This window comes from Bacillus sp. JJ1609 (assembly GCF_036967045.1).
Classification (GTDB): Bacteria; Bacillota; Bacilli; order Bacillales; family Cytobacillaceae; genus Mesobacillus.
Genome location: NZ_JBALSS010000010.1, coordinates 42453 through 53727, shown reverse-complemented (window position 1 = coordinate 53727; position 11275 = coordinate 42453). Strand labels below are relative to the sequence as shown.

The 11275-nt window shown below is 35.5% G+C and carries 12 protein-coding genes, 1 tRNA gene and 1 pseudogene; 3 read left to right on the top strand and 11 right to left on the bottom strand.

The genetic code is table 11. The features are described from left to right. Positions 1 to 715: 715 nt before the first annotated feature. Positions 716 to 1276, bottom strand: a complete 561-nt coding sequence (locus tag V7654_RS10640; protein ID WP_335430310.1) for a GNAT family N-acetyltransferase — start codon at positions 1274 to 1276, stop codon at positions 716 to 718. An 11-nt stretch (positions 1277 to 1287) separates the two neighbouring features. After that, positions 1288 to 2202, bottom strand: a complete 915-nt coding sequence (locus V7654_RS10635) for a DMT family transporter (protein ID WP_335430309.1) — start codon at positions 2200 to 2202, stop codon at positions 1288 to 1290. Between the two features lie 169 nt (positions 2203 to 2371). On the opposite strand from V7654_RS10635, the gene V7654_RS10630 reads away from it, so the two are divergent. Together V7654_RS10630 and V7654_RS10625 are read left to right on the top strand one after the other, a co-directional pair. Continuing rightward, positions 2372 to 3055, top strand: a complete 684-nt coding sequence (locus tag V7654_RS10630; RefSeq protein ID WP_335430308.1) for an MgtC/SapB family protein — start codon at positions 2372 to 2374, stop codon at positions 3053 to 3055. A gap of 109 nt (positions 3056 to 3164) precedes the next feature. Continuing rightward, positions 3165 to 3237, top strand: a tRNA-Ala gene (locus V7654_RS10625). A gap of 267 nt (positions 3238 to 3504) precedes the next feature. On the opposite strand, the pseudogene V7654_RS10620 reads toward V7654_RS10625, so the two are convergent. The 3 genes and pseudogenes from V7654_RS10620 to V7654_RS10610 form a co-directional block, all read right to left on the bottom strand. Then, positions 3505 to 4017, bottom strand: a pseudogene (locus V7654_RS10620) (site-specific integrase). Further along, positions 4011 to 4412 carry a phage integrase SAM-like domain-containing protein gene (locus tag V7654_RS10615; protein WP_335430307.1) on the bottom strand — a complete coding sequence of 134 codons (402 nt, stop codon included), beginning with the start codon at positions 4410 to 4412 and terminating at the stop codon, positions 4011 to 4013. The pseudogene V7654_RS10620 and the gene V7654_RS10615 overlap by 7 nt, the downstream one beginning before the upstream one ends. 717 nt (positions 4413 to 5129) lie before the next feature. Beyond that, positions 5130 to 5495, bottom strand: coding sequence for a winged helix-turn-helix transcriptional regulator (locus V7654_RS10610; protein ID WP_133370871.1), 366 nt, complete (start codon positions 5493 to 5495; stop codon positions 5130 to 5132). Between the two features lie 180 nt (positions 5496 to 5675). Here V7654_RS10610 and V7654_RS10605 point away from each other — a divergent pair, with 180 nt between their 5' ends. Further along, positions 5676 to 5807, top strand: a complete 132-nt coding sequence (locus tag V7654_RS10605) for a hypothetical protein (protein WP_335430306.1) — start codon at positions 5676 to 5678, stop codon at positions 5805 to 5807. Positions 5808 to 5849: 42 nt separating this feature from the next. Here the strand turns inward: V7654_RS10605 and rpiA are convergent, their stop codons facing one another. The 6 genes from rpiA to zwf all read right to left on the bottom strand — a co-directional run bounded on the left by rpiA (position 5850) and on the right by zwf (position 10875). Then, complete coding sequence (gene rpiA / locus V7654_RS10600; RefSeq protein WP_335430314.1) at positions 5850 to 6518, bottom strand: ribose-5-phosphate isomerase RpiA; 669 nt, start codon at positions 6516 to 6518, stop codon at positions 5850 to 5852. A gap of 108 nt (positions 6519 to 6626) precedes the next feature. Next, positions 6627 to 7007, bottom strand: a complete 381-nt coding sequence (locus V7654_RS10595; protein ID WP_335430305.1) for a DUF3231 family protein — start codon at positions 7005 to 7007, stop codon at positions 6627 to 6629. Further along, the gene (locus V7654_RS10590) at positions 6989 to 7441 is read right to left on the bottom strand and encodes a DUF3231 family protein (protein WP_335430304.1); all 453 of its coding nucleotides are present in this window, start codon (positions 7439 to 7441) and stop codon (positions 6989 to 6991) included. The genes V7654_RS10595 and V7654_RS10590 overlap by 19 nt, the downstream gene beginning before the upstream one ends. Positions 7442 to 7868: 427 nt before the next feature. Then, positions 7869 to 8393: a hypothetical protein gene (locus tag V7654_RS10585; RefSeq protein ID WP_335430303.1), complete on the bottom strand. Its 525-nt coding sequence runs from the start codon at positions 8391 to 8393 to the stop codon at positions 7869 to 7871. Between the two features lie 83 nt (positions 8394 to 8476). Then, entirely contained in the window at positions 8477 to 9370 is an 894-nt protein-coding gene (gene gnd, locus V7654_RS10580) for a phosphogluconate dehydrogenase (NAD(+)-dependent, decarboxylating) (protein WP_335430302.1), read from the bottom strand. Positions 9371 to 9417: 47 nt separating this feature from the next. Continuing rightward, on the bottom strand, positions 9418 to 10875 hold the full coding sequence (zwf, locus tag V7654_RS10575; RefSeq protein WP_335430301.1) for a glucose-6-phosphate dehydrogenase: 1458 nt from the start codon (positions 10873 to 10875) through the stop codon (positions 9418 to 9420). Positions 10876 to 11275 lie beyond the last annotated feature (400 nt).

Below are 11275 nucleotides of genomic sequence, written 5' to 3'. Positions count from 1 at the left end.
TAAAGTTAAAACGTTGGCTCGTGTTCTTTCTATATAATAGAAGATACACGATCATTTATTGTTTGTTGACGCTTGTTTGTTTAGTTTTCAAAGAACAAGTTAGTTAGCTTGCCGCCTAGAAGCGACTTTATTAATATAACATGTTGATTTGTTATTGTCAACAACGTTTTTTTTTTCATTTGTTAAAAACGAAGTTGTTTATCAAATCTTGTTGCTTTCTCTCAAGCGAGATTAAATATACCATGGATAAAATATGTTTGCAATATAATTTTTAAATAAATTTTACGAGTTAAAGTTTTTTTAAAACTCCCCCTACTTTCTTCTTATTATTATGTATTATTAATATTTTTCTTTCCCTGTTCATATAATGGCTTGGACAAACTATATGACGAGGTGATTTTGTTTGCTTCAATCAATCGCACTATATCTATCTTTATTCATGGCAATATTCCTGTTTTGCATTTCTTATATTGAGGCGATCAAAATTGCAAATGCAGAGGGAAAAGTTCGTGGCGGTACCTTCATTTTCAGCACAATTTGCGCCTTCTTATTTTCCCGGTTCACATACTTGTTTATATAATGCTTCTTTGGATATTATGTTATTTTTTCTTAATGCTCGATCTAATAAGACTCTGGCCTGCAAATTTATTAAGTAAATCAACTATTTATGTGTACAGCCTAAAAAAAATCCCCTTACTCAAGGGGATTTTTTATCTCAGGTCAATTTCTTCTCACTCTTCAATTTATGAATTAGCTTTTGTTTTAAAGCTTTCAAGTCATCCCACACATAAGCTAGTTCTACAACTTCCTTACCTGCTATTTTATCGATTTCTTCTCCTGCTTTTACGGGCAGAAGACTTTCATAGAATTTACGGCTTTTGTTTTCTTCAAGGACCCATACAAGCATCGATGTATATTTTTGTTCCAGTAATTCATCCACTCCTGCGTGGAGTAGTTTCAGCCCAAGTCTTTCTCTTTGATACTTTTTAAGAATGTAGATTGCGTATAACTCTCCATCTGCATTAAATTTTTCAGTGCGTTCTTTTCCATAGGAAGCAAATCCGACTATATTATTTTCTTCATTTACTGCGACAAATACAGGGGATAGCTGCGGTGTTTGGGATAAACTCCTCTTCCACAGTCCCATTCGATCTTCAATTTTTAGCGAATCCAAATATTCCTGACTAATAATACCTGCGTAGGTTTCTTTCCAACTTTCTATATGTACCCTGGCTATTCCCAGGGCGTCCCCTGCTTCCGCTCTCCGTATTTGCATTCGCATCTCTCCTATCCTGAAATAGAATTTATCTCTGATCTATTTTTCAGCTTCATTTGTCTTTCGTCGACTAAAAATAATGTTATTCCTGTAATAACAACTAATCCACCTGCTATTTGAGTCCAAATAACGTTTTCACCCAGGAGATAATAAGCGAGTATTGTCGCTCCTACCGGTTCAAAAAGGATAGCCATTGAAATAATTGATGCACTAAGCCATTTGATTGACCAGTTGAATAGCGTATGTCCCAGTAAGGTTGGAATTAAAGCAAGAAGGATGAAATAAACCCAATCACTTTTAGGGTAAGGATAGAAAGAGTCTCCAGCCGCAATAACGTAAAGGAACAATGTAATTGAACTAATGCTATAGACAAGAAATGTGTATGTTATAAGGGACATTCTTTTTCTCACCGTTTGCCCGAACAGCAGATAAACAGTTACCAGTGCGCAGGCTACAATTGCCAGGAAGTCGCCGAACAGTGCACTTCCGCTTATTTTAAAATCACCCCAGCTGATAATCACACTTCCGCCAATGGCAATAACCCCGCTTAGAATGGCTTTTGCAGATAATTTTTCTTTGAAGAAAATATAGGCTCCAGCAAATGCAAATAAAGGCTGCAGGGTTACTAATACGGTTGAACTGGCTACAGAGGTGTAGTTCAAAGATTCGAACCATAAAATAAAATGAAAAGCCAGGAATACGCCGGATATCCCAGTAAACACCCAATCCCGTTTCGTAATAAGACGGAGTTCTGAAACATATTTTAAAAGAAACACCGGAAGCATAAATAAGACTGAAAAAAACAATCTGTAAAAGGCAATGACTCCCGAAGGGGCAGAAGATACTTTTACTAAAATCGCTGATGTCGACACAGCTACAACACCTATCGCAACAGCTAAGTAAGGATTAACTTTTGGGGATTCCATCACTATTCTCCTTTTATTTAGAAACAATATTTAATTTATATGTATTCTACAATGAAATTCATCATTTTTCTTATTATATTAAAAAATTTATCCGAAAAGGGTTTATTTAACTTTAGATAGGGAAAGAAAATACATCTTATCAGGGCAGGAGATTATTATGTTGTATTCTATGGATATGGAAATTTTAATAAAGTTGGGAATATCAGCTTTTTTAGGGCTGGTCATTGGACTCGAAAGGGAAATTAAGAGAAAACCGGTTGGCCTAAAAACCAGCTTAGTCATATCAATTGTCAGCTGTCTCTTAACAGTTGTTTCAAGTGAATCTGCATACATGTTCCCAGGTGATGAAGATGTAAACATTACAATGGATCCACTCCGTCTGGCTGCTCAAATTGTATCAGGAATAGGTTTTCTTGGCGCAGGTGTTATTTTAAGAAGAGGAAATGATACAATTTCCGGCCTCACCACCGCTGCAATGATTTGGGGAGCAGCTGGAATCGGCATCACAGTGGGTGCAGGTTTCTATTTAGAGGCGATCGCCGGCGTGGCACTGCTGATTGTCAGCGTTGAATTTATGCCATTCCTTATGACTTTTATCGGTCCAAGACAGATGAGAGAGAAAGAAATACGTCTCCAATTCAATGTGAACGGCAGAGAGAGCATTGCCGATATTATCACAAAAATTAAGTCGGAAAAAATCGCGTTAAAAAATGTACGCATTAAAGATTTAGCAGAGGGGAATCAGCTTGTTCAGTTAATAGTCACTGTGGATTTCCGCAGAAAAACCACCGATGTTTATGAAGCTGTTTCGTTAATAGAAGGAATCAACCGGGTAGAAATCGAAAGTGTGTAGTTGAAAAGCCGCTGTTGAGTGGCTTTTTTCTGTATTATTAATTAAATTTTTCTTGCATCTCTGTATAGTTGGAGATATAATTTTTCTTGTACCTTATCTTATTATATACGGGGGATTAGCTCAGCTGGGAGAGCGCAACGCTGGCAGCGTTGAGGTCAGGGGTTCGAGCCCCCTATTCTCCATCATCGGAAACCCTTGCGCAGCAAGGGTTTTTTCAGTATATACTAATGTAAATTACTGAGGAATTTCTTAAAGTGTACACAATGTGTACACCTTTAGTATACTAAAGTGTTTGAACAATAGGGTGTAACGCTATCCAGATACCTAATTTCCATTATGGAAGAAATCATTTTCTAATCGCATCGCTGCTTCTACTTGAAGATCCTCATTTACGTGAGAATAAAGATCTAAAGTTATCGCTACCCTAGAATGTCCCAACCTCTCCTGGACTACCTTGGGTTAACCCCGTTAATCATAAGCTGTGTTGCATGAAGGTGTCTCAGATCATGAATTGTGATTTTAGGAAGTTTTGCCTTCTCAATCAGCCGGTTAAACTCGCGGAGAAGGTTTCTAGGATCTTTAAGCTTTCCTTCAAACGTACAGAATACCATCCCGTTATCTTGGTACGCAGCTCCAAGTACTTTTTTTTCTTGATCCTGGTTTCTCATATACTCCTGAAGCCTGTTTATTAATTAAGGGGAAATCGAAACTTGCCTTTTGGAACTTTTGGTTTTAACATCTTTCAAAAATAGACCCTTTTCCTTTATTTTTGCTAATGATCTCCTAACATGTATTTTTCCTTTTATAAAATCAATATCATCCCATTTCAGACCTAAGGCTTCTCCTCTTCTTAATCCTGTAAATATAATCACTTCAAATATAGGGTTCATCTTTTCTGTTTCTAATATCATTAGGAAATCTTTAGTTTGTTCCTTAGTCCAAATTTTTATTTCCTTTAACACTTTATCTTAGGCGGGGTTGCGTCTAATGCGGGATTGATTTTTAGAAGTGACCATTTCACAGCTTGTGTAAAAGCACTTCTCAAAAGATTATGGAATTCGCGAACAGTTTTTGGTGATAATCCATCCTTTAATTTCACATAATAAAAATTATCAAGTTTTTTTGTAGTAATTAGATTCAACGGTGTTAGTCCAAAAAAAGGCATAATGTGTTTCTCTATATATCTCCACCAGGTTTCTGCAGTGGTCTCTTCTACACTTGGTTTATAAGACATATTAAACCAACTCTCAATATAAGTAGAAAACGTTTCTTTATTGGGTTCCACGTATGTTCCTTCATCGATTTCCGCTAAAACTTTGTTAAGGCTCTTGCGCTGCCTTCTTGGTCTTAAACCCACCTTTGTACTTTTATTTCCTCTCGCCCCTCATACCTGAATCGTATCTAACCACATATACATTTCCTCGTTTTACAAAAGGAATTACGGCTTCCAAATAAGTTATGATTTCGACAGGGATTGAACTACTGAACCTCTACCCTGTCAAAATCAAGATGCAAAAATATATGGTTCAATTAAAACCAACCGAGTAAATAGAATGCTTACAAATCAACGTTTTTGCGTTCAGTTAGTAAATTAATTCAATTTAAAACTAGGGAAAAAATTAAGTCGGTGCAATAAATGTGCAATTGGTGTGTGGTAAAAACAAAGTAAGTATGTGGTCAATTACTAAAATGTTATAAATCCTACCTTTTTTTGTTCCCGCTATCTACGTGGGTTGGATGGTGATCGCAGATAGAATGGTGTAGTGGTGTTTACCTAATTAAAAGATTCTAGAATTTTTCCGAATCATTACCATAGATGCTTATAGAGCGAAATAAGTCTTTTCTTTAATATTTAACCATCTATTTGGTTTACATTAAGGATGAGTTGGTTCAGTTAAGTTTTCCAAACCCATCAGCGAAAAGGTATGGTTAGCGGCTTGGGGAAAAATGAAAATAAAAGTTAATTATCAGCTTTATTTTGAGGCATTACAAAATACTAAAAATAATTATTAAATTATCATGAAAAGAGGTTGACCCCCTTGGCCGGAGTCAACCTTAGATTACCAGTTAAAATTTACCTAATCGACTCTTGTCGTACTAAAGGATTCAACCCAGCAGTTTCCATATAATCTTTCCCCCAGTTATACATAGCATCGAGAATCGGCATCAAGCTTCTTCCTTGTTCAGTAAGGGAGTATTCTACTTTTGGAGGAACCACGGGATAGACTTCGCGGTTTACAATCAAGTCTTCTTCCAGTTCTCGCAATTGATTAACTAGCATTCTTTGCGTGATCCCTGGCATAAGAGCTTTCAGTTCACCAAATCGCTTCGTTCCCTCTTTTCCTAAATGCCATAGTATAAGCATCTTCCATTTACCACCGATAACGGAAAGAGTTAATTCTTTTTCACAATTAAACATCTTATCCTGCATTCGTGACATTTCACTTCACCTCCATATTTATTATAACCTACAGTATACTTTTTTCACTATATAAAATAAAAGTATGTACTTGTAATATTATTCCATACATATTTATTAGCAGTGAATATATAATTCTATTGTGCTGTTCAAAAAAGAAGTTAAAGAATGATGCGGCCATAGGAATTTTTTTGGAATCGAATGGCAACCGATTTAAAACCTTCTACTCTTTCTGAAACTGTGAATAAAGAAATTACACTTAAAGATTTACCTGAAACCTTACCTACTATTTCAAAAGGACAAGCAAGAGGTAGAATCATAGTAAAGATTTAATAAAACAATAGAGAGGGACCCAAAGTCTCTCTCTAAAGGAAATTACTTTCTTAACATGACAACATTTTTTTCTCGATCCAGAGTGATAACTAAGTCAGTCATGCCAACAAATAACCCATTTTCAACTACTCCCGGTATCATGTTAAGCATTCGTTCTAACATCTCAGGTTGAACGTGCTCAGAAATTTCGCAGTCAAAAATATAGTTCCCATTTTCAGTAATAAACGGATTTTCTCTGTTTAATCGAATTTCTGGGACTAAACCCATGGCTCTAATATGTTTTTCCGTCATTTCATAACCGAACGGAATAACTTCTACAGGCAATCGAAACGCACCTAATTTCTCTACCCTTTTAGATGAATCTGCTACAACAATAAATGTTTTAGCTGCTCTTGCTATGATTTTCTCTCTTAAAAGTGCGCCGCCACCACCTTTGATTAGTTCTAAGTCTGAATTAACTTCATCTGCTCCATCAATAGCAATATCTATACTTTCTATTTCACTAAAACTAGTAAGTGGAATGCCTATTTCTTTAGCCAATTCTTCCGTTTGAACAGAAGTTGGAATACCTTTAATGGAAAGGCCTTCCTTCACTAGCTGACCAAGCTTTTGTATGGTATAAAAAACTGTCGAACCCGTACCAAGCCCCACAACCATGCCATCTTTAACAAAATCTGCTGCTTTTTCACCGACTATTTTTTTATCAACCATTTTTACACCCATCATAACTAGGTCCTTTCTTTTTCATAAAGCATAATTATCATTGATCTAATTCTTTGCCAAACTTTCGTGATCAGTGGCAGAGGTAGGTTGTTCCATCTATCCCTTTTCTATTAATAGATTTATATCATCTTCAGCAATTAAGGCAATTTCGGTATTCATTCGTGCGTAATCTGCCGTTAAGTCTCTTCTTTGTCCCATTGATAATGCCTCACTATAACAAGCAATTGCTGCAGAAAGCAGTTTCGCTATATGAAATAGCATAAGTTTACCTGAAAAGGGAGGTAGGGTTGAATCGGTTACTTCTGTTTCAAATAACTTAGGAACATGAAGATTTTCCTCTTTTAACCTTGAACTTAGAATATCAAAGTGTTTAATACAAAGCTTACTAGCACGTTCCATATAATCTCGTTCCTCTTTAGATTGACAAACTTGACTGAATCCTAACACCAATACCATTTTCACCATTGTTTTCTGCATATTAAGATGCATACCACTGATTTCAATTCCGTTAATAGGTCTACGTTTCCCAACCAACCAGTTAAATAATTTTGCTTCCTAACAAAATCAATCTTTTGTTGATTGTTTAAAGTAGAGGATTTGTTAATAATTTCCTTATTTAAGGAAACACTAGTTACCCTATCATATAGTTCAAACGATTGCGAAGTACATTCAATAAAGTATTTTCTGACATCCTCTCGTATACAAACACTAGTGGCACCAGCATATCTCGTCAAACTGCGAATTGTAATAATATGTAAATAAACAGTCTTAAATGTATCAGTAAATAAACTAGGAGCGTCTACTGTGACATCTTCGTCTGTAAAGCCTATTGGAATTGGAAGATTTTCTAAGGATATGAATTGCTTCGTTTTTTCTAAATGAGTTTCTGATAATTCTAAAGCAAATTCCATTAAATCGCGAATATCTTCATCCTATACTTCATGTAACATATAGCGAAAAATACATCGTGACAAACCGTCATTAACATATAGTGATCAAATGACAGCATTTTCTGATGCATTAATTTTAGTATGGTGATTAACTTGTTCCATTTTATCATCCCTCCTATCTATTACAGATAAGGATAACCATTTACATAAATTTTATTTGTTAAATGTTCCTGGCAAGATAAATATATTACCGTTTTCTTACTCATGTTTATTAGGGAATCTTATATGATTGGAAAAGTTAAACATATTTTCTTGATAGGAAGATGCATTACAGAAATAGAACAGGAGTTAAATAGGGAATTCATACCGTTTGAGATTCCCTATTTAACATTTCTAAAAAACATACTCCAAATAAATTTTCTATCATTATTAATGGTTATTTCAGAAACTAGTGAGATCTCTCAACACGAGCACTTAAAATGTCTTCTGTTGTGATTTCCAGTAATTTCTCCAGGAACCTTATTGTTCCTATTATATTTTCCTCAGTTTTAACGTTTTCCATTTTCTTATCAGCTATCAAATCATTAAGAACTTTTCTGAAAGCATTGCTTTTTATTAGCCACTCTCCAATCAGTTCCTTTGTTGCAGATCTTTCAAATTCATTTTTCACAGCAAATAAACTTTCTCTTTTTGTTTCTATTATAGTAATAGCATTTAAATCAGAATTCATACGCATCTTAAAATATCTCTTTTCACTATTATAATAATTTTCATTTCTTAACCGAAAATACTCTACACCAATAGTGATTTCGTAAAAAGAAGCTGTCTCTGTAACATATTGAATGTCTTTCACTTCAACATTTTTCAATAGATCTAGATAAGTTTCTATACCATACTGAGTATTTATCATTTTTGCATCCAATACATTCATGAACTTCACATCCTTTTCTACCATCATATTCATTGTTTTCATTACCATTTCACGAATAATGAGCTATTTTTCTTCACCTATTTTTATTGACTCTTTTTCTATTAAATGTGACAGATGTAATTCTGTTAGTTTTTTTCAACAACATGTCCACCAAATTCGTTTCTTAATGCAGCTACCACTTTACCTGTAAAAGTATCGCTGTCTAATGAACGGTAACGCATCAAAAGAGACATTGCGATAACAGGAGTGGCTGCTTGTAAATCTAAAGCTGTTTCAACAGTCCATTTCCCTTCACCAGAAGAGTGCATAATCCCTTTAATTTCATCTAGCTTTGCATCTTTTGAAAATGCACGTTCAGTCAACTCCATGAGCCATGAACGAATAACTGAGCCGTTATTCCACACTCTAGCCACTTTTTCGTAGTCAAAATCGAAATTGCTTTTTTCTAATACCTCGAATCCTTCACCAATCGCTGCCATCATACCGTATTCAATTCCATTGTGAACCATTTTTAAGAAATGACCGCTCCCTGCTTTACCAGCATAGATAAATCCGTTTTCGACAGCTGTATCCTTGAAAATAGGTTCCACGATGCTCCAGGCTTCAGGGTCTCCACCAATCATATAACATGCTCCATTACGAGCACCTTCCATTCCACCAGAAGTACCGGCATCCATAAAGTGAATTCCTACTTCCTTTAGCTGGTTATATCGGCGAATGGATTCCTTATAGTGAGAATTTCCTGCTTCAATTACGATATCTCCAGTGCCTAATAATGGTGTCACTTCATCAATTACTGAATCTACCACAGCATGCGGAACCATAATCCATACAACTCTAGGTTTTTCTAATGATTCAACAAGTTCTTTTAAATCAGATGTACCTTGAGCACCGTATTTCTTCATTTCTTCAACGGCACTTCCATTTACATCGAAAGCTACTACTTCGTGCTTGTTATCAATTAAATTTTGACCTAAGTTTAATCCCATTTTTCCTAAACCAATTAATCCAACTTTCATGTTCATTTCCTCCTTAATAATCTAAAAAATATCTTCATCTTTTATTACTACCACCATTTATATCCTTCCTCCGCCAATAATTGATGGGAAGCATCTGGTCCCATTGACCCGGATGGATATAATTGAAGGGGAATTGTATTTTCCTCAAAAGCCTCTAAGATAGGCTGTACCCATTTCCAAGACAACTCCACTTCTTTCCAATGTGCAAAGAACGTTGAGTCGCCACGCATTGCATCGTAAATTAAAAGCTCATACGCTTCAGGAACATCTGCTTGCTTAGCAGAAAAATCAACATTGACTGGTTCGATTTTTCCATTGTTTAATGGGTTTTTACTATTTAATTGTAATGAAACACTTTCGTTTGGATTGATTTCAATCACTAAAAGATTTGGCGCAGTTTCTGCTTCTTGAGTCCTATACAAATCCTTTAAAGTATTTTTGAATTCAATCACAATCCGGGTGGATTTCTCTGTCATTCTTTTTCCTGTACGGATATAGAAAGGAACCCCTCTCCAAAAATCATTATCCACACATAGACGGGCAGCCACAAATGTGTCATTTAAAGAAGAAGGAGCAACTTCAGGTTCTCCTGTATACCCAACAACTGGTTTACCTTGGATTTCACCAGGACCATATTGACCTCGAATCACATGATTCACCACATCCTCTTTCTTTAATGGACGAAGTGATTCTATTACTTTTCTCTTTTCATTGCGGATCTCTTCTGCACTAATTTGTTTTGGCAGCTGCATTGCTGTCATCATCAACATTTGCAGCATATGATTTTGAAACATGTCGCGAATAGCCCCAGCTTGATCATAATAACCAGCTCTCTCTTCAACCCCAACTGTTTCGCTTGCAGTAATTTGCACATTTGCAATGTATTGGTTGTTCCATAATGCTTGAAGCACTGGATTTGCAAATCCTAACGCTTCCAGGTTTTGTACCATCGGCTTTCCAAGATAGTGGTCGATGCGAAAAATTTCTTCTTCATCAAAAGCTTTACTTAGTTTATCGTTTAATTCTTGAGCTGATTTTAAGTCATGTCCAAACGGTTTTTCGATAATTAGACGTTTCCAACCTTTAGTAGAACCTAGACCACTCTCTTTAATGTTGAAAGCAATCACATTAAAAAACTCAGGAGCAACAGATAGGTAGAACATACGATTTTCTGGAATATTCAATTCTTCTTCACGTTGTTTAACTAGTTCAAGTAATCCCTTATATCCTTCAGCCTTGATAGCATCTACATGGCTATACCGAAAGGCACGGATAAACACTTCAAGGTTTGAATCTTCATTTAGTGATCGTCTAGAAAATGTTTTTAAGGAATCTTTCACATGGTTTTGGAAATCAGTATCTGATAAATCACCTCTGCCCACCCCAATAATTGAGATGGGCAGAGGTAATTTTTGATCCAAAAATAAATTATATAGAGCCGGGAAGATTTTTCTTTTTGCTAAGTCCCCTGTCGCCCCAAATAAAACAAATGTCATTGCCTCCATTTTACATACCTCCAAAATTTAAAATTTCACTTATGCCTTTCTTAAAAAACTACTATAACTCTTGATAGCCAATCCCTGGCTTAGCCATATTTTTATTTGAACCTGCTTGGACCGTAATAATGATGTCCCTAAAATGCGAATGACCACATTTTGGACAATAACCATTATTCGATGTGAAGGTTAGGCATCTTGAACAAACTTTGTGATGCTTTGCATGTAACCCGAACATACTATTCACCCTTTCAATGTAGTAAACTGAATGCGGAAGATCAGATGACTGATCAATAACCACAGTATTCTTGAATCCAATGTTGCAACAAGATGTAAGTATAATACCTACATTTTTTAAATGGAAGTACGCACTTTTTATTTAAATAGTGATAAAAAAATAACATAATAA

Coding starts and splice junctions, on each gene's coding strand:
- V7654_RS10640 (WP_335430310.1), bottom strand. CDS start 1,276: ATGCAAATACGGAGAGCGGAAGCAGGGGACGCCCTGGGAATAGCCAGG.
- V7654_RS10635 (WP_335430309.1), bottom strand. CDS start 2,202: ATGGAATCCCCAAAAGTTAATCCTTACTTAGCTGTTGCGATAGGTGTT.
- V7654_RS10630 (WP_335430308.1), top strand. CDS start 2,372: ATGGATATGGAAATTTTAATAAAGTTGGGAATATCAGCTTTTTTAGGG.
- V7654_RS10610 (WP_133370871.1), bottom strand. CDS start 5,495: ATGTCACGAATGCAGGATAAGATGTTTAATTGTGAAAAAGAATTAACT.
- V7654_RS10605 (WP_335430306.1), top strand. CDS start 5,676: ATGGCAACCGATTTAAAACCTTCTACTCTTTCTGAAACTGTGAATAAA.
- rpiA (WP_335430314.1), bottom strand. CDS start 6,518: ATGGTTGATAAAAAAATAGTCGGTGAAAAAGCAGCAGATTTTGTTAAA.
- V7654_RS10595 (WP_335430305.1), bottom strand. CDS start 7,007: ATGCAGAAAACAATGGTGAAAATGGTATTGGTGTTAGGATTCAGTCAA.
- V7654_RS10590 (WP_335430304.1), bottom strand. CDS start 7,441: ATGGAATTTGCTTTAGAATTATCAGAAACTCATTTAGAAAAAACGAAG.
- V7654_RS10585 (WP_335430303.1), bottom strand. CDS start 8,393: ATGAAAACAATGAATATGATGGTAGAAAAGGATGTGAAGTTCATGAAT.
- gnd (WP_335430302.1), bottom strand. CDS start 9,370: ATGAAAGTTGGATTAATTGGTTTAGGAAAAATGGGATTAAACTTAGGT.
- zwf (WP_335430301.1), bottom strand. CDS start 10,875: ATGGAGGCAATGACATTTGTTTTATTTGGGGCGACAGGGGACTTAGCA.